The 16,135-nt window shown below is 45.9% G+C and carries 19 protein-coding genes; 10 read left to right on the forward strand and 9 right to left on the reverse strand.

Annotated elements, in window-relative coordinates:
- The first annotated feature begins 65 nt into the window (after positions 1-65).
- Together ICN10_RS06550 and ICN10_RS06555 are read left to right on the forward strand one after the other, a co-directional pair.
- Positions 66-938: an MBL fold metallo-hydrolase gene (locus ICN10_RS06550; protein ID WP_216213927.1), complete on the forward strand. Its 873-nt coding sequence runs from the start codon at positions 66-68 to the stop codon at positions 936-938.
- Position 939: 1 nt separating this feature from the next.
- On the forward strand, positions 940-1,251 hold the full coding sequence (locus ICN10_RS06555; RefSeq protein ID WP_068321975.1) for a metalloregulator ArsR/SmtB family transcription factor: 312 nt from the start codon (positions 940-942) through the stop codon (positions 1,249-1,251).
- 4 nt (positions 1,252-1,255) lie between these two features.
- Here ICN10_RS06555 and ICN10_RS06560 read toward each other — a convergent pair whose 3' ends face one another.
- The 5 genes from ICN10_RS06560 to ICN10_RS06580 are packed head-to-tail and all read right to left on the reverse strand — an operon-like array spanning position 1,256 to position 4,186.
- The gene (locus tag ICN10_RS06560; RefSeq protein WP_216213929.1) at positions 1,256-1,681 is read right to left on the reverse strand and encodes a hypothetical protein; all 426 of its coding nucleotides are present in this window, start codon (positions 1,679-1,681) and stop codon (positions 1,256-1,258) included.
- On the reverse strand, positions 1,678-2,502 hold the full coding sequence (locus tag ICN10_RS06565) for an FAD:protein FMN transferase (RefSeq protein WP_216213931.1): 825 nt from the start codon (positions 2,500-2,502) through the stop codon (positions 1,678-1,680). The genes ICN10_RS06560 and ICN10_RS06565 overlap by 4 nt, the downstream gene beginning before the upstream one ends.
- Positions 2,499-3,071, reverse strand: coding sequence for an FMN-binding protein (locus ICN10_RS06570; protein WP_216213933.1), 573 nt, complete (start codon positions 3,069-3,071; stop codon positions 2,499-2,501). Before ICN10_RS06570 ends, ICN10_RS06565 begins: the two co-directional genes overlap by 4 nt.
- 8 nt (positions 3,072-3,079) lie before the next feature.
- A complete protein-coding gene (locus tag ICN10_RS06575; protein ID WP_216213934.1) occupies positions 3,080-3,259 on the reverse strand; it encodes a hypothetical protein in 180 nt (59 codons plus the stop codon).
- 12 nt (positions 3,260-3,271) lie between these two features.
- A complete protein-coding gene (locus tag ICN10_RS06580; protein WP_216213936.1) occupies positions 3,272-4,186 on the reverse strand; it encodes a DUF6662 family protein in 915 nt (304 codons plus the stop codon).
- Positions 4,187-4,337: 151 nt separating this feature from the next.
- On the opposite strand from ICN10_RS06580, the gene ICN10_RS06585 reads away from it, so the two are divergent.
- On the forward strand, positions 4,338-4,580 hold the full coding sequence (locus ICN10_RS06585) for a DUF3820 family protein (RefSeq protein WP_216213938.1): 243 nt from the start codon (positions 4,338-4,340) through the stop codon (positions 4,578-4,580).
- Here ICN10_RS06585 and ICN10_RS06590 read toward each other — a convergent pair.
- Complete coding sequence (locus tag ICN10_RS06590) at positions 4,572-5,597, reverse strand: DNA/RNA non-specific endonuclease (RefSeq protein WP_216213940.1); 1,026 nt, start codon at positions 5,595-5,597, stop codon at positions 4,572-4,574. The genes ICN10_RS06585 and ICN10_RS06590 overlap by 9 nt on opposite strands.
- A gap of 541 nt (positions 5,598-6,138) precedes the next feature.
- Here ICN10_RS06590 and ICN10_RS06595 point away from each other — a divergent pair.
- Positions 6,139-7,098, forward strand: a complete 960-nt coding sequence (locus ICN10_RS06595) for a transglycosylase SLT domain-containing protein (protein WP_255536824.1) — start codon at positions 6,139-6,141, stop codon at positions 7,096-7,098.
- Positions 7,099-7,176: 78 nt separating this feature from the next.
- Here the strand turns inward: ICN10_RS06595 and ICN10_RS06600 are convergent, their stop codons facing one another.
- Positions 7,177-7,524 carry an FKBP-type peptidyl-prolyl cis-trans isomerase gene (locus tag ICN10_RS06600; protein ID WP_072583173.1) on the reverse strand — a complete coding sequence of 116 codons (348 nt, stop codon included), beginning with the start codon at positions 7,522-7,524 and terminating at the stop codon, positions 7,177-7,179.
- Between the two features lie 87 nt (positions 7,525-7,611).
- Between ICN10_RS06600 and ICN10_RS06605 the strand changes: the two genes are divergently transcribed.
- Complete coding sequence (locus ICN10_RS06605; protein ID WP_216213944.1) at positions 7,612-8,628, forward strand: DUF6352 family protein; 1,017 nt, start codon at positions 7,612-7,614, stop codon at positions 8,626-8,628.
- Here the strand turns inward: ICN10_RS06605 and ICN10_RS06610 are convergent.
- Positions 8,625-9,821 carry an MFS transporter gene (locus tag ICN10_RS06610; RefSeq protein ID WP_216213946.1) on the reverse strand — a complete coding sequence of 399 codons (1,197 nt, stop codon included), beginning with the start codon at positions 9,819-9,821 and terminating at the stop codon, positions 8,625-8,627. The genes ICN10_RS06605 and ICN10_RS06610 overlap by 4 nt on opposite strands.
- Positions 9,822-10,057: 236 nt before the next feature.
- Between ICN10_RS06610 and ICN10_RS06615 the strand changes: the two genes are divergently transcribed.
- From ICN10_RS06615 to ICN10_RS06635, 5 genes are all read left to right on the forward strand, one after another.
- Positions 10,058-12,292: an NADP-dependent isocitrate dehydrogenase gene (locus ICN10_RS06615; RefSeq protein ID WP_216213947.1), complete on the forward strand. Its 2,235-nt coding sequence runs from the start codon at positions 10,058-10,060 to the stop codon at positions 12,290-12,292.
- Positions 12,293-12,400: 108 nt separating this feature from the next.
- Positions 12,401-12,808, forward strand: coding sequence for a BLUF domain-containing protein (locus ICN10_RS06620; protein WP_216213949.1), 408 nt, complete (start codon positions 12,401-12,403; stop codon positions 12,806-12,808).
- Between the two features lie 56 nt (positions 12,809-12,864).
- Positions 12,865-13,827 (forward strand): protein-methionine-sulfoxide reductase catalytic subunit MsrP, encoded by a 963-nt coding sequence (gene msrP, locus ICN10_RS06625; RefSeq protein ID WP_216213950.1) that lies wholly within the window; start codon positions 12,865-12,867, stop codon positions 13,825-13,827.
- Between the two features lie 2 nt (positions 13,828-13,829).
- A complete protein-coding gene (locus ICN10_RS06630; RefSeq protein ID WP_216213952.1) occupies positions 13,830-14,396 on the forward strand; it encodes a lipocalin family protein in 567 nt (188 codons plus the stop codon).
- 3 nt (positions 14,397-14,399) lie between these two features.
- Positions 14,400-15,323, forward strand: a complete 924-nt coding sequence (locus ICN10_RS06635) for an MBL fold metallo-hydrolase (RefSeq protein ID WP_216213954.1) — start codon at positions 14,400-14,402, stop codon at positions 15,321-15,323.
- A 9-nt stretch (positions 15,324-15,332) separates the two neighbouring features.
- Here the strand turns inward: ICN10_RS06635 and ICN10_RS06640 are convergent, their stop codons facing one another.
- Positions 15,333-16,127: a hypothetical protein gene (locus tag ICN10_RS06640; protein WP_255536825.1), complete on the reverse strand. Its 795-nt coding sequence runs from the start codon at positions 16,125-16,127 to the stop codon at positions 15,333-15,335.
- Positions 16,128-16,135: the final 8 nt, after the last annotated feature.

The following is a 16,135-nucleotide window of genomic DNA, read 5'->3' on the forward strand; positions in this document are numbered from 1 at the left end:
TATAAAAATATATATCAATTGCTCTTTTTGAGCGGTAATGACGGTATTTTTTAGGAAGACTTGCCATGAACCCAAAACCAAGCGCTGAAGTTAAGGCATTCTTTGATCCAGAAACCTGGACTTTTACGTATGTGGTGTATGCGGGTAAGAAAAGCCCCTGCGTAGTCATAGACTCCGTATTGAACTACGATCCGAAGTCAGGCAGAACGTCTACTCAGTCTGCTGATGAAGTTATTAGCTTTATTCAAGGTGAGCAATTGCAGCTAACTTGGATACTTGAAACCCATGCGCATGCTGATCACTTAACTGCAGCACCTTATATTCAGAGTAAATTGGGCGGCAAGATTGTCATTGGTGACCATATTACTAATGTGCAAAACGTATTTAAGGGTGTATTTAACCTCGACGAGCAATTTGCTATTGATGGATCCCAGTTCGACTACTTATTAAAGGACGGTGAGTCCTTGCAATTTGGCAATCTCTCCTTAAAGGCTCTTTATGTGCCTGGCCATACGCCTGCTTGCATGGCTTATGAAATTGGGGATGCACTATTTGTTGGCGACACCCTCTTCATGCCGGATGTTGGTACGGCGCGTTGCGACTTTCCGGGCGGTAGCGCTCAGACTTTATATCGGTCCATTCAGAAGGTATTGGCTTACCCTGATGAGACAAAGTTATATATGTGTCATGACTATCCACCCACAGATCGTCCTGAAGCCTATTGCACAACGGTAGGTGAGGAGAAGAAATCCAATATTCATGTGCATGATGGGGTAACTGAGGATGAATTCGTGAAAATGCGCAGTAAGCGTGATGCAACTCTAGCTATGCCTACTTTGATATTGCCATCCATTCAGGTCAATATACGTGCAGGCCATTTTCCAGAGCCAGAAACCAACGGCAAATCCTATTTAAAAATTCCATTAAACGCTCTTTAATATGACTATTACAAAATCCGAGCTAAAGAAAATGCAGGCGTCAGCTGCTGATGCTTGTAAGTTAATGAAAGTCTTATCTAATAGCGACCGTATGATGCTCTTATGTGAGATCGGCCAAGGTGAAAAGTGTGTCAGCGAGTTAGAGGCCGCTTTGGATCTACATCAACCTACGCTATCACAGCAATTAACTGTGCTTCGTAAAGAAAAGTTGGTAAAGACACGCAGAGAGGGTAAGCAAATTTACTATTCTCTAGCCAGTGAAGTAGCTGTAGCGGTCATGAGTCTACTCTACAAGCACTATTGCAAAAAGTAGGCCTTCAACTCTGTTGGTTGGTGCTGTGCAGTTTTTGAAATGCATGTAACAAAAAAATAGCAAAGAAAAGTAAGCCGGTCATCCAGTGGACATCGATCGTAATGTCACGAATCTCCTCGGGGCCGTAATACAAAAGCGCACTGGTAACGAGAAGTACGGCCAAAAAGCTTAATTGGCTAAAGCCACTCCAGCACTTCCTGTTGGACTTATAGCCCGCCTTGATATGAAATGGCAGTACCGAACCAAGGGCCAGGGTTGCTAGCATAGCGGCAATACCATGGGCAGCTAGGATGCTATGAGCGCCAAGAGTGGTGCGCTGTATCTGAAATTGATGTCCTAGCAGATACATAAGGCCCGTGATAGAGCAGGTCATCATGCCGATAATCACAAACTTTCTTTGCCAGCTCGGCATTTTCCCAAGGCGGCTCATGCAGAAATTCTCAGGGCTTGCGCTGAAAAGCGCGTGAAACAGGGATGGTGCTCATTATTGGATAAGGCTAAGACTTTGGTGAGGGCATCTGCATAGACGCACTCTTTAGCAAGCACCGAATAGGAGCCCAAAATCTCAGCGTGCACTTCAGAAAGGTTCTGGGCCAGGGGGTTAATGATGTGGCTTATCTGTTGATCTCTCTTGGCGAAGTAAAGACTGCTTGTTGCAATGGCGCCATCTTTCAAGGAACCAATCTCAATTAACTTTTCAGGAAGCTCTGGATCGCGGATCTGAATTGGTAGGGCAGTTTTTCCAAAGACCCGTAAGTCACCACCAGCATTTACTGAGCCTGATGTTATTCCCTCGGAGATTAAAACTCTTACTGCCATGTCCACTGCAAACCCTTTGGCGATTCCACCAAGGTCTAGGCAGACTGGTCGATCTGATTTAATGAGATCAGGCGCCAAAAACTGAATATCCTCAATTCCGCCAAGCTCATGGTTTGTGAAAGTGATGTGTCGCGGTAATAAGCCTGCAGCAACGAGACGGTGGCCAATGCCGCAATTGAATAGGCCATCTGATGCCAAATACACTTCTTTGGCAATCCTGATCACTTGGGCTGTCCAAGGATGAACTTCAACGGCTTCCTTATGGGCAAGATGATTAATGAGGCTGAGCTCACTCTCAGGATTATGAAACCCCATGAGGTCGTGGACTTTCTGAATTGCATTGAAGGCGTTTTCAATCGCCTCCAATTTATCTTCATTCTCCCGAATGGAGATTTCCACAAAAGTCCCAAGCAAGGGTTTGCAACGAATCATTTTGCTTTGATAGTTTGGGTTTGGGCGCCTGGCGAAGAGGTGTTCTTCAGGGCTAACTCATACAAAACAGCAACTCGCTTCACGCCATCAGTAAGATGCTTGCAAGAGAGGGTGGCTCCCCCAATATTTTGAATATCTTGGTTGAGCTTAATGGGATCATTCGCAGTCTTGCCAATAAATTGCTTACGCCATTGTGCCTCAGCCACTTCATAGCCATAAGACTCTACATACTCCAGTATCTCGATACCGGAGATGCTGCCATTGGGGTTGATGGCAACTACATAGGTAATCATCTCGTGCTTACCAACCACTTCATCGATGACCAGCCAACTACCGTCAGATGATTTCCAGATGCGATCTCCTTGAAAGGGATGGCGAATGCTGGATGCCGCACGCATCTTGTCTTGCAGATCATCGGTAATGATGATGGGCGTCTTTGTGAGCGCCTTATTGGGAAGAAGAATTTTCTGCGACTGCTCTACAGAAATATAAATTTTTGCATGGGCAATCATGGGTGCACTCATCATTGCCAGGCCAATAAGGGCCAATGGGTTGGGTTTCCAAATCATGATTTCATTTATGCGGTGAGTAATTCGTTTGCTTCGTTACAAAGCGCCTGTATTTCTGGGTTGATGTCCTGAAGAGTGGATAGTTTTTCAAACATCATCAGCGCTCTTTGTTTAGCTGTTTGACATTGCGTCGCTTGAAATTTGACCAAGTGACTGAGGGCGGCAACTAGTAGATTCTGAATTTCCATAAGTTCTTTCTTTTAATTGAGGGGGAAGCCAACTTTGACGATGAATTCATTTACGGAGTGGCTATCCCAAACGCGTGCGTTTGAGCATTCCGCTTCACCGCCGCCCATACAAGTGCCGCCTGCAAGTTGATAGCGCCATGCACCAGTTACCCACCAATCTTTTGCTGCATAGTGCATGTTGGGGCCGACAAACGTAGCTCTTTGTACTTGATTGCGTAAATTCAACTCGGAATAGTCATTATGAAAACGTGCCTCTACTCCTGCCGACCATTTGGGGGCGAAGCGATAGCTAGCGCCAACTAAAAAGTCCAACATCGATTCAGGCACATTGCCGTTTTCAATAAACTTCAGGCGTTCATTTGCAACCACAACGTTGCCCGCCAAAATTAAGCGATCATCAATAAAGTTTGATTGCAGTAAAAGCCTTGCCTCTAATTCGTCTTTATTTCTACCCCAAGTAGGTTCAAGGTATAAGCCCACGCCAACGGGTGAGGTTACTGGGTTGGTTATGCGATAGATTGCCTCAAGAGATCCACCCTCGATACCACTTTTTTTATAGGCTGTAGCAGGGTCATGTGAAGAAGGTACGCCATAACCACCCGTACAGGTTGGGGAGTCGCCACAGGCATCTGGATTTGTGTAATTTTGATTGGCGCTGGTGTAGTAGGAGTTGATATAGCCTGCTACTTGTAGATCGTTGGTCAGACCGTACTCCAATTCCGTCCTTGCGGTCCATGCATCGTAGGTGCCCGATGCCTGTTGCTTATTCAGTTGCAGTCGCTGCTCAAACTCCAGCTTTCCTTTGGGCTGCAAATCTAAGGTGTAAATCCAGCCGAATGCGCCCTCACCAGCATGGGCAAAAGAAAAATGAAGGGTGGCAAGAAGAAAGATACTGAAGGCGAGAAGTCTATTAATGGTCAATTTCATGGTTATTTGAGGTTGATGGTTAAAAGTCTAAATGAGAACGGTTCTCAATATTACATCAAATGAGAATGATTCTCAACTAAATAAATGACCATAGCCTCAAAAATGGTGGAATCTATAGGCCCATTCTTATTTGCTTGTAAGATTTCCACAGATGAATGCCGAATCCTTGGAAAAACTAGTTTTGATGAAGATGCCTTTTGGTAAGTACGCAGGGCGTGCTTTGGCAGACTTGCCGGGGAATTATTTGGCTTGGTTTGCGCGCGAAGGTTTCCCTAAGAGCGAGTTGGGGCAATTGCTAGAGTTGATGCATACCTTGGATCACAATGGTTTGCGAGGATTGTTAGCGCCAATCCAGCGGGCCCATGGCCTTGCGGCTAAATCTAAATTACTTTGAGCGAATAATGAGGGTGGCGCGATTGCGTTCGTAGGTCACCGTTGCAGACTCTGGTGGACTGCTTTGCATCAAAGTTACCTTGAGATTAGTTTGAGATTCAATTTGCAAGACGATTTGTTTCGCGAGACTCTCATTACGATCATATTGAACTTGAATGCTCTCCACCTTACCCGCCTTGATGTTGTCAATGACTCCATTAAGCTTGCTTGAGGAATACGCATCAAAAAATACTGGATACCAGCCACCTATGTATGGCCTCTGACCCTGTGTTTTCAATGGTTCTGGGCTTATGGCATCTGGCTTAACCGTGTCATCAATCCCGGATAATTGAAAATCAATCCCCGTTTTTTGTACTAACTCTTTATAACTAATTGGGGGAGTCATATTGGCTTCGTTGGTGTTCTCAATCCAATAAGCCCATGCAGTATTTTTGCTGGGGTCATAAACTAACTTGAAGAGGTGACTCGGAATGGTCACGCGACTTCTGCCAATGCTGCCGCTATTGCCAGTGGAACCAGTAAATACATAAATATCACCGGCAGCTCTTTTAACGTAGGCTCGTGTAGGTTCTTCTACATTTTTCGCCCAGATGCCCTGATTGTTTTGTCTTGCCTGGGGCATCATGTTCGCCAATGAGAATGATTGAGCCATCGAACGCTCGTTACTCATATCACCTGCGGGCGCATTGTGGCCGCGGTCGTAGCCGCTACCACGGTAATCTGAGAGTAAGGCTCGCTCAGAGAAGGGCAGTCTGGCCTCCTCGTAAAACTGATTACTTCTGCGCGGGTGCGGTGCAGAAAATTGTTCTTTGTTGAGTTTCTCTATCGTATAGATAGGCTTCTTATCATGGGGGGAGTAATAAATCGCAAAACTGTCGAAGCAGAGGTCACGTCCAACTTGGGCGCTGACCGGTATTTGTTGGCGAGGAAAAAGATCCTTGCAGTCATCAAAGGCTGCAAAAGTATTTAGTGAGATGGAGAGAGCTGTAAGGGCTAGCAGGCTGCGCAAAAACTTCATGGGTTCTAAGTGTAGGACCTCTCCCATAGGCGATACCAACTTTCTATCTAGAGCTAGCTCCATAGCTAATAAGAAAACTATACATGGTTGCCGATATTCTTTGTCTTAAGAGGCGCTTATCGCTGTATCTGCCTTGATTGATAGCTCATTGCAATAGGCCCTTGTCGCCTACTACCCGTAGAAATAGCTGGGCGTGAAAACACTAGATATATGGTTTTTGAGCTTCCATTTTTTAGGAAAATCGCAAAAAAGTCCGGTTTTATGTATTTTTTTATAGAGTGAAATTAGCGCCTCCTAACTTTTATAAGTCATTGATTTTATTAACTTATATATAGTATTTGGGGGGTATACACAGGAACTCTCGGATTTCTAGATCAATAAGTTATGGTTTATTACTTCTTTATTCTTGACTTGATATAAGAATCTTCTTAGGATGACCCATGTTTTTTAGATATTGCAATGCAGCATAAAACGGCAGTTCAGTTTTTTGAGGTCTTGCAAACAATGAATGAGTAAATGTTTATCTAACAATTTGAGCGATATGCAGAGCCCGCAACCAACCATGTTGGCTGCTAAAGAGCTGCTAGCGCATGCCATGGCTCCAGTCTATCGAGTCATTAATGGCTTACTTGTTGTTACTGTATTTATGGTGGTTGGTCTTTGGCTTTCAGGTAACGGCACTAATGCTGGCGCTTTCGATCTAGCACGCATTCTGGTCCCGGATGAAGCCCGTCACATGGTTTGGAGCAATGGCTTTGGCATGCTCAACCAATATAAAGAATCTAATGAAGTGGCTGCTGCCCCGGCTGCAGATACTGAAATCGCAGCAGTGATCTATAACAAATCCAAGCTGCCAGCTACTACTGGTTTGGGAAGCGCCAAGCAACAAACGGTCGCCTTGTTAATGCCTTCTGTAGCGCAAATGCAGGTGAAGTCGATTTCTCATTTGTCTGATCGCATTCCAACTTCTAAGATTGATCCCCAGGCTTTGGATAGCAACCTCATGGGTTCCCTACAGAACCAACGGGCGGTGGCGGATTTCTTTGAAAAGAAATACAGCCTCGATCGCTCGAAGATTGAAGAGTATGTTTCTAACACCATCTTGATTGCCAAAGAAGTCAACATTGATCCAGTTCTTTTGTTGGCGGTAATTTCTGTGGAATCCAACTTCAATCCAAATACCAAGAGTCACGCTGGCGCTGAAGGCTTGATGCAGGTGATGACTTCAGTACATAAAGATAAGTATGCAATTTTTGGCGGCACCTCTGAGGCTGTTAAGCCAGAGGTCAACATTCGTGTTGGCGCCTATATCCTGAAGTATCTGATTGCTACAGCGGGTTCATTGCGCAATGGATTGAAGTACTACGTAGGCGCTGCCAACGCTGAGGATGACGGTGGTTACGCTGACAAGGTTATGGCAGAAAGAAATCGCCTCATTAGCTTGTGCCAAAACCGCTCAACAAATCGCTTAACCTTGAATGGTAAGGACTTGCGCTCTTAATCAAGTACGTCTTTTAAATGCTGCTGAATAAAAAAGCCACCCTCGGGTGGCTTTTGCTTTACTGCTCACTAAGGTTCCTTAGTTAACGCCGTGTAATTCCACATCAAATACGAGTGTTGCATTTGGAGGAATAACGCCGCCAGCACCGCGCGGTCCGTAGCCCATTTCAGAAGGAATGATCAAAGTGCGTTTGCCACCAATTTTCATGCCCGCCACACCCTCATCCCAACCCTTAATCACATGGCCGGCACCCAATGGAAAGCTAAACAGTTGGCCGCGATCTAGTGAGCTATCAAACTTTTGACCCTTGTGGTCAGCAGCTTTCTCGTCATATAGCCAGCCGGTGTAATGTACGTCCACATGATTACCTGCTGCAGCCTCTTTTCCTTCGCCAACAACGGTATCGATTTTTTTGAGTTCACTCATGATGTTTTCCTATTTCACGCAAATTGACTGGCTAGTATATTCTGAGCTTTATAAATTCTGATAGCACGCTAACTTTAGTTAAAACGTATGACAAATTATTGGGCAAATTCCGCATATAAGACTCTGGCAATCAGTCCCGATCGCCAGTTGCTGGTCACGGACGACTTTTTGCGCACATATATGGCAAGGCCTGAGCTTGCGCTAGTGCCAGAATCTTGCCCTGCTGAGCGGGTCTTACATCAGCGTCTAACAGACAACCCTCGTGCTGAAGTGGTTGAAGCAGATATTGCTGCAATGGCCGATGAGGACATACAGGAGAACTATCGTGTCTGGTTACGCTACCGGGCGCGCCTACTGTCAGCTAGCTCTCTAGAGGCTTTTTATATGAGCCTCTTCAAAGGCGAGGGGGTGGATGTACCGCCTTTGTTCATATCTCTACTAGCCCAAATTTTTATCAGGCATATTTTGGGTGATGAAGCGCATCCATTAGAGGTGCGCATGGGAGAGCTCTTTTTCAGAAATCAGAAAATTACTGTCATTGAAGATGGCATCGTGATGGGCGCTGATGAAGAGGTGGTCGCTCGAAATGCTCAAGCTGGCGATACGGGCAACATCATGGATTTGTTAAAGGGCAAGTCGATGACCATGAGATCGGCTGATCTAGATGTGCTCCACGAAGACAATGCGGATGAGTATTGGTCGCGTAATGAAGATTTCGATTTGGCAGTGCAACTCAATTTTGGGCATGAGCCTATTAATCGTTTTTGCCGTGTTTTAGAAAAATGGGTCAAGCATTTTTTAGGTGCCAGCGTTCGCATAACACCTATGCAGCAAATTAGCGATCCCAAATGGTCGTGGCATGTTGGCTTGGATGCGGCTGCAACTGAAATTCTGAATAAGCTCTACAACAAAGAGTTGGTTGAGGCAGATGAGCTGCAAAAAGTCATTTGCTTATTCCGGCTGGACTTTATTGATGAGGCTGCTGTAGCGAAGGCTCAAGCTGGTAAGCCGGTCTATATGGCCATTGCCATGAATGATCAGCAGCAGCTCAAGTTAAAACCTCAAAACTTGCTATTTAACTTGCCGCTGGCAAAAGCTTCTTAAGCTAGGGCCTGTGACTTTTTGCGCTGTTGAGCAAGCCAGTAAAGCGCAAGACCAGTAATCGCTACGGGAATCAGTGATCCCCAATTCAGAATGCTCCACCCATGAGAGGTGACGAGGGCGCCTGAACCAAAAGAGGTGAAAGCCATGGTGCCAAAGACAAAAAAGTTAATGGCTGCTTGAGCTTTGTCTCGTTCGTTGGGTTGATAGGCGGTCATTGCCAAAGAAGTGGCGCCAGTAAATAAAAAGTTCCAGCCGACACCTAGTAAAAATAAAGCAATAAAGAATTGATGCAGGTCAGTGCCGGTAAGCGCAATGGCGATACAGATGAAGTTCAGCAGCACTCCGACGCCCATAATCTTTAATGTCCCAAATCTCTGAATGAGGGAGCCCGTAAAAAATCCGGGTGCAAACATGCCAATCACATGCCACTCTAGAACTAAAGCGGTGTCCGAGAAAGGCAGTCCGCAGATCTGCATCGCTAAAGGCGTGGCCGCCATTAATAGATTCATCACCCCATAACCTAAAGCTGCACCAATGATGGCAACCACAAATACAGGCTGACGAAGAATCACACTTAAGGGGCGCCCATCAGAGAGTGAGTGTTGAGTCTTTAACTCTTGAGGGAAGTGAATGAACTGCATTACAAATATGCCAATGAAGCCGGCGATAGAGAGGGTGAGGTAGGCACCCAGAAAGGCAGTGTCAAAGAGGTCTCGCGTCCATGAAGCGAGGTTGGGTCCGATAACGGCACCAAGGATGCCACCGGCAAGCACCCAAGAAACGGCTTTGTCACGCTGCTTTAGGTCTGTCAGTTCTGCTGCAGCAAAGCGATAAAGCTGACCATTGGCGCTGTAGTAGCCGGCAATAAAGGTGCCCATGACCAAAAGCCAAAAGTTTTTGCTCACAGCAGCATAGGCGCATAAAAGGGCGGATAGCATTGCCACCAGCAGACCCAACTGAAAGGAAATCTTGCGCCCAAAATAGTTCTGGGATTTGGCTACGATGGAGGTAGAAAAGGCGCCTCCAACTACGTAGCCCATAACTGGCAGGGTGGCCATCCAGCTTACTGGGGCTAGGCTGAGGCCAACGAGCCCATTAATGGCGATAAAAGTGACGTTATTGGTCAGAAAGAGCCCCTGACAAATGATCAGCAACACTAGGTTTTTATTGAGTAAAGGATGTTTGCTGATCATGGCTTGCAGTTTACGGTGAATTTGGCTTGTCGGTTGGCTCGGTGGATTCCCTTAAATTGGCCTTTATCGAGCATTTTCAGGGTCAAAACCACCATTTTTGCCAAGTCCAATGATTTAAAATGGAGGACTCGCCTCATTGGCAATAAGTGCGCTAAAAGCGACTTGCAAAATGGGGATTTGAGGGCGACAGGGTAAAAACCTGACTCTGTAATTTTTTCAAAATTGAGGAAACATTCATGGCTTCAGAGAAATCAAAGATTATTTATACGCTGACAGACGAAGCGCCACTTTTGGCGACTTGCGCATTTCTGCCAATTATTCGTACTTTTACGGCACCTGCTGGCGTAGAGATTGTGACGAGCGACATTTCTGTTGCTGCTCGTATCTTGGCTGAGTTTTCTGATTGCCTGACTCCCGAGCAACAAGTTCCTGATAACTTGGGCGCACTCGGCAAAATGACTTTATTGCCTGACACGAACATCATTAAGTTGCCAAACATTAGTGCTTCAGTTCCTCAGTTGCTCGCAGCCATTAAAGAGTTGCAAGCTAAAGGCTACAAGATCCCTAATTTCCCTGAAGATCCAAAAACGGATGAAGAAAAATCTATCCGTACTCGCTATTCCAAATGTTTGGGTAGCTCAGTTAACCCAGTATTGCGCGAAGGTAACTCAGACCGCCGTGCGCCACCTGCTGTAAAGCGCTACGCACGTAAAAACCCACACTCTATGGGTGTGTGGAGCCAAGCTTCCCGTACGCACGTATCCCACATGCATGGCGGCGACTTCTACTCTAGCGAGAAGTCAATGACCATGACTAAAGCTTGCGACGTGAAGATGGATTTGGTAACCAAGAGCGGGAAGACTATTGTCCTCAAGCCAAAGGTCTCATTATTAGCTGGCGAAATCATCGACAGCATGAACATGAGCAAAAAAGCGCTTTGTGAGTTCTACGAGAAAGAAATCGAAGACGCTTACAAGACTGGCATGATGTTGTCCTTGCACGTTAAGGCCACGATGATGAAGGTTTCACACCCGATCGTATTTGGTCACGCTGTGAAGATTTTCTATAAAGATGCCTTTACTAAACACGCTAAGTTGTTTGAAGAGTTGGGCGTGAATGCCAATAACGGTATGAGCAGCTTGTACGAAAAGATCAAAACTTTGCCAGAATCTAAGCGCGAAGAAATTATTCAAGATTTGCATGCGTGCCACGAACATCGCCCAGCATTGGCGATGGTTGACTCTGCTAAAGGCATTACCAACTTGCATTCCCCAAGCGACGTGATTGTGGATGCTTCTATGCCTGCCATGATTCGTGTTGGCGGCAAGATGTGGGGCGCGGATGGTCGTTTGCATGACACCAAGGCCGTTATTCCTGAAAGTACCTTTGCGCGTATCTATCAAGAAATGATTAATTTCTGTAAGACACACGGTAACTTTGATCCAACAACCATGGGTACTGTTCCAAACGTGGGCTTGATGGCTCAACAAGCCGAAGAGTACGGTTCACATGACAAGACTTTTGAAATTCCAGAAGCTGGTGTAGCGCGTATCGTTGCTGATGATGGCACTGTATTGCTCGAGCAAAATGTAGAAGAGGGCGATATCTGGCGTATGTGTCAGGTTAAAGATGCCCCAATTCGTGACTGGGTCAAGTTGGCCGTTAATCGCGCACGTCTTTCTAATACTCCAGCAGTATTCTGGCTTGATGAGTACCGCCCACATGAAGCTGAGTTGATCAAGAAGGTAAATACTTACCTTAAAGACTACGATCTAACAGGCGTTGACATTCAGATCATGTCCCAGACTCGTGCAATGCGTTACACCTTAGAGCGTGTGATTCGCGGCAAGGACACCATTTCTGTAACGGGCAATATTTTGCGTGACTACCTCACAGACTTGTTCCCGATTATGGAATTGGGTACTAGTGCAAAGATGTTGTCTATCGTGCCTTTGATGGCTGGTGGCGGCTTGTTTGAAACCGGTGCCGGCGGCTCTGCTCCAAAGCACGTGCAACAGTTGGTCGAAGAAAATCACTTGCGTTGGGATTCGCTTGGCGAGTTCTTGGCTTTAGCTGTATCTCTAGAAGATATCGGCGACAAGACAGGTAACAATAAAGTGAAAATCCTGGCACGTACTTTGGATGAAGCTACTGGCAAATTGTTGGATAACAATAAGTCACCTTCACCACGTACGGGTGAGCTGGACAACCGCGGTAGCCAGTTCTACTTGGCAATGTACTGGGCTGAAGCATTGGCTGCTCAAACCGAAGACAAGGAATTGCAGGCGTTCTTTGCACCTCTGGCAAAATCCTTGACGGAGAATGAGCAAAAAATTACAGCTGAACTCAAGGCAGTTCAAGGTAAGCCAGCAGATATCGGCGGTTACTTTATGCCTGATGCTGAGAAGTTTGAAGCTGTGATGCGCCCTAGCCCCACTTTGAATGCAGCTCTGAAAGCAGCTGGGATTTAATAGGTAAAAATGCTAAGTACATAATTTTTAAATTAGGTATAGTATTTATAGGCAAACCTTTGGGTTTGCCTTTTTAATTTATAAATCCCTATTTACTATTTTTGCGTGATGCCTAAACCAAAAGACCTGGTTGAATTGAGTTATCTGAGTGAAGCAATCTCGGATATGTCTTTTCTTGGCTTAATGCGTTTGCTGGAATCTGCTCGCGCATTTAATCAGCAGAATGGTATTTCTGGGATTCTCTTATATGACAACCAGCAGTTTGGTCAGATCATTGAAGGTGAGCGCGCAAGCGTGATGAAGGCCTGGAAACGCATTCAGGATGATAAGCGTCATCATCGAGTTGAGCTCTTGGAGATTCGGGAAATTTCAGAGCGCAGTTTCCCAGATTGGTTGCTGCGCTTCTATGGTGGTGAAACGCTCACTCGAGACTATCCAGCTCTTGCTGAGATGGTCGGCGGCATGGACAAACATAGCCTTGCCTTAATGAATAAGATGCGCACCAGCCAGACTTAAGCAAGAAATACTTATCGGTAGCAAAATAGAAGCATTACATTCCCAAGGGGTGCGCTATGCGTTTTATCGATAAGACTATTCTTGCGAGTGACATTACTCCACAAGCTGTTTTTGAAAACCGTAGAAATCTCATTAAGACTGCGGCCGCAGGCGGATTTGGCATGGCCTTGGCTCCTTGGTTTTCAAGGCAGGCACTTGCAGCATCCCCAGATAAGTTGGCAGCAACGCTGAACCCAGCGTTTGCCGACAAAGAAGGTCTCACGCCATATAAGTTTGTCACTGGCTATAACAACTTTTATGAATTTGGTACGGACAAAGAAGATCCTGCAGCCCATGCTGGAAGTTTGCAAACTCGTCCGTGGACAATATCAATTGAAGGCTTAGTAAAAAAGCCAATGACGCTCGATATTGATGCGCTGCTCAAGTTGGCGCCAATCGAAGAGCGTATTTATCGGATGCGCTGTGTCGAGGGTTGGTCGATGGTCATTCCTTGGGATGGCTATTCACTCTCTAAGTTGATCAATAAAGTGGAGCCCCTAGGGTCTGCAAAGTATGTGGAGTTTGTTTCTTTGGCTGATCGCAAGCAAATGCCAGGAATTAAAAGCAACATTATTGAATGGCCTTACCGTGAAGGCTTGCGCATGGATGAGGCTATGAATCCCCTTACGCTTCTTACCTTAGGTTTATATGGCGAGGTTCTGCCAAAGCAGAACGGTGCCCCAGTCCGTATTGTGGTGCCGTGGAAGTATGGCTTTAAAAGCGCCAAGTCAATTGTCAAAATTCGTTTTACTGAAGAGATGCCTAAGACCAGCTGGAGTCAGTTTGATGCAAGAGAGTACGGCTTCTACTCCAACGTCAATCCTCAGGTGGATCACCCGCGCTGGAGTCAGGCAATGGAGCGTCGTATTGGTGATCCTAAAGGGATGTTTGCACCCAAGATTAAAACCCAAATGTTTAACGGCTATGGTGAGCAGGTAGCCAGCATGTATGCCGGTATGGATCTGAAGAAGTACTATTAGTAATGAACAAAATTTATTCAGTATTATTTGGCGCTTGTATTTTCTTAACTAGCTTCTCTGCCTATACTCAGACGTCTGATATAGCGGTAAAGACAATTCCCTCTTTGGATGTGTCACGCTATTTGGGCACTTGGTATGAGATTGCAAAGTATCCAAACTGGTTCCAGAAGAAGTGCGCGAGCAATACCAAAGCGGTTTATTCGGCCAGGGGCGACGGAACTCTCAAGGTCTTGAATAGCTGCAAAACTGCTGATGGTGAGGTTTCTGAGGCAGAGGGTACCGCTCGCCAAATAGGGGCAAAAGACTCGCCTAAATTGGAGGTGCGCTTTGCACCCGCTTGGTTGGCTTTTATACCTATGGTGTGGGGTGATTATTGGGTCATTGATCTAGATCCTCAATATCAAGTGGCAGTAGTGAGTGATCCACGCCGTGAATACCTCTGGATTCTGTCGAGAACACCGCAATTAGATAAAAAAGTCTATGACGAAACGCTGCAGCGCATACGGGATCAGCAGTTTGATGTGCGTAAGCTAGAACTAACAGTCCAAGCTACTCCTTTAAAGAATTAAAGTATGACAGCGCATTTATTGCCGCCTGGTATTGAAGTTTTTGAAAGAGGGTGGCTCTCCGCGAATAATATTTTCCACTATGGCAAGGATGATGTCTCCTTGGTGGACTCAGGTTATTGCGCCCACCAAAAAATGACTTTGGATTTAGTGAGCGGTGCCCTTAAAAAACATGGCTTAAGCACATTAAATAAGTTAGTGAATACGCATCTTCACTCTGATCATTGTGGTGGGAATGCTGCTTTAGCAGAAGCATTTTATTGTGAGGTATATATTCCAGCGGCTGAAGAAGTGGCAGTCAAAAATTGGGATAGCGCTTTATTAAGTTATGACAACTTGGGGCAAGAGTGCCCACAGTTTGCTCATCATCATCTCTTGGTTCCTGGTGAGGAAATTATTTTAGGAAGATATCTCTGGAAAGTATTGGCTGCGCCAGGTCATGACCCCCACTCCATCATGCTGTATCAAGCCGATCATCGGATATTGATTTCGGCTGATGCTTTATGGGAAGAGGGTTTTGGGGTGATCTTCCCTGAGCTCTGGGGGGAGGCTGGATTTGAGGAGGTGGCGCAAACTTTAGATCTCATTGAGACCCTACCGATTGATTTGGTAATTCCAGGTCATGGCGCGCCATTTTCCGATGTTGCTAAGTCTCTTGCTACAGCACGATCAAGATTGGATTATTTAGCATCCGACCCAGATCGTAATGCCCGTCATGGCGCTAAAGTCTTGCTGAAATATCGTCTATTAGAGTGGCGTACTCGCGAGATGCAACAAGTAAATGAATGGATTGCTAATACGCCGGCGCTGATCAGCGCAGCAAAACTACTCAATATGAGTATGGATGAATTTACCCAATGGCTACCCAGGTCTTTGGTTAAATCGGGCGCGGCAAAATTAGAAGGTGAAACTTTGGTTGATCTTGCTTGATTGGTTTATTTAAAAAGTAAGTGAGACTTTTCCGTACACTGTCCAGTTATAGAATTGGTAGGTTTGAACCACTTGCTTTGCGCCGCCAATAGCAAGTAAAAGATTTTTATTAATTCGTTGAGTGACCATGGCATCAATTGGCACAAACCAACCGCCACCCGCTGCGTTATAGAGGGCTCCGTTTTCATCCCAAAAGCGAATTTGAGTGCTAGGCCCTAAGTTCACGCCAACTGTTGGATATAGTTCAAGACGGCTTGCTAAAGGTGGCGGGGAAAAGCCTGACGGCGCCTTTGCATTAAATCCGATCATGTAGCGCGCTAATGGCGAGATATCTGCCAGAAGACTTTTGCTGCTGCTAGCTGGTGTGAATGAAGTGCTTACTTGAGGGCCAGCCAGCCACTGACCTACATCACTGAGCGGCGCCACCACTCGTGCCCCCACATTGCCAAGCCAGCCAGCCTTGCCGCCCCAAATCGTGACCATTGCATTATTTGCAGAATACGTGCCAGAAGATTGTGCCGGTAATAGAGGCCCGTAAGCGGATGTATAAGCAGTGTCAAGCCTCAGTGTGCCATGCCAATCGCCGACATTTAAAGGGTTGTAGTAACGTAACTTCAGTGTGTCGGTATAGTTTTGCGAGCCGTCGTATTCATGGTAGCCCCAGAATTCCAAGGTGCGGTCTTGCGATCTATTCTGAGACGCATTAACAAGACCCAGAATGGGCGCAGAAGGTTGCTCAGCGGCACATGCTAAAGCAGTAGAAATACATAGCAACAAAAAAGTCAGTGTGCGCAGAAATATCATATGGGTTT

The sequence above is a fragment of the Polynucleobacter sp. 86C-FISCH genome (assembly GCF_018882415.1).
Taxonomy (GTDB): domain Bacteria; phylum Pseudomonadota; class Gammaproteobacteria; order Burkholderiales; family Burkholderiaceae; genus Polynucleobacter.

What these genes read in the sequence shown, in the direction of transcription:
- ICN10_RS06550 (WP_216213927.1), top strand. Translation starts at nt 66, where the DNA reads ATGAACCCAAAACCAAGCGCTGAAGTTAAGGCATTCTTTGATCCAGAA.
- ICN10_RS06555 (WP_068321975.1), top strand. Translation starts at nt 940, where the DNA reads ATGACTATTACAAAATCCGAGCTAAAGAAAATGCAGGCGTCAGCTGCT.
- ICN10_RS06560 (WP_216213929.1), bottom strand. Translation starts at nt 1,681, where the DNA reads ATGAGCCGCCTTGGGAAAATGCCGAGCTGGCAAAGAAAGTTTGTGATT.
- ICN10_RS06565 (WP_216213931.1), bottom strand. Translation starts at nt 2,502, where the DNA reads ATGATTCGTTGCAAACCCTTGCTTGGGACTTTTGTGGAAATCTCCATT.
- ICN10_RS06570 (WP_216213933.1), bottom strand. Translation starts at nt 3,071, where the DNA reads ATGATTTGGAAACCCAACCCATTGGCCCTTATTGGCCTGGCAATGATG.
- ICN10_RS06575 (WP_216213934.1), bottom strand. Translation starts at nt 3,259, where the DNA reads ATGGAAATTCAGAATCTACTAGTTGCCGCCCTCAGTCACTTGGTCAAA.
- ICN10_RS06580 (WP_216213936.1), bottom strand. Translation starts at nt 4,186, where the DNA reads ATGAAATTGACCATTAATAGACTTCTCGCCTTCAGTATCTTTCTTCTT.
- ICN10_RS06585 (WP_216213938.1), top strand. Translation starts at nt 4,338, where the DNA reads ATGAATGCCGAATCCTTGGAAAAACTAGTTTTGATGAAGATGCCTTTT.
- ICN10_RS06590 (WP_216213940.1), bottom strand. Translation starts at nt 5,597, where the DNA reads ATGAAGTTTTTGCGCAGCCTGCTAGCCCTTACAGCTCTCTCCATCTCA.
- ICN10_RS06595 (WP_255536824.1), top strand. Translation starts at nt 6,139, where the DNA reads ATGCAGAGCCCGCAACCAACCATGTTGGCTGCTAAAGAGCTGCTAGCG.
- ICN10_RS06600 (WP_072583173.1), bottom strand. Translation starts at nt 7,524, where the DNA reads ATGAGTGAACTCAAAAAAATCGATACCGTTGTTGGCGAAGGAAAAGAG.
- ICN10_RS06605 (WP_216213944.1), top strand. Translation starts at nt 7,612, where the DNA reads ATGACAAATTATTGGGCAAATTCCGCATATAAGACTCTGGCAATCAGT.
- ICN10_RS06610 (WP_216213946.1), bottom strand. Translation starts at nt 9,821, where the DNA reads ATGATCAGCAAACATCCTTTACTCAATAAAAACCTAGTGTTGCTGATC.
- ICN10_RS06615 (WP_216213947.1), top strand. Translation starts at nt 10,058, where the DNA reads ATGGCTTCAGAGAAATCAAAGATTATTTATACGCTGACAGACGAAGCG.
- ICN10_RS06620 (WP_216213949.1), top strand. Translation starts at nt 12,401, where the DNA reads ATGCCTAAACCAAAAGACCTGGTTGAATTGAGTTATCTGAGTGAAGCA.
- msrP (WP_216213950.1), top strand. Translation starts at nt 12,865, where the DNA reads ATGCGTTTTATCGATAAGACTATTCTTGCGAGTGACATTACTCCACAA.
- ICN10_RS06630 (WP_216213952.1), top strand. Translation starts at nt 13,830, where the DNA reads ATGAACAAAATTTATTCAGTATTATTTGGCGCTTGTATTTTCTTAACT.
- ICN10_RS06635 (WP_216213954.1), top strand. Translation starts at nt 14,400, where the DNA reads ATGACAGCGCATTTATTGCCGCCTGGTATTGAAGTTTTTGAAAGAGGG.
- ICN10_RS06640 (WP_255536825.1), bottom strand. Translation starts at nt 16,127, where the DNA reads ATGATATTTCTGCGCACACTGACTTTTTTGTTGCTATGTATTTCTACT.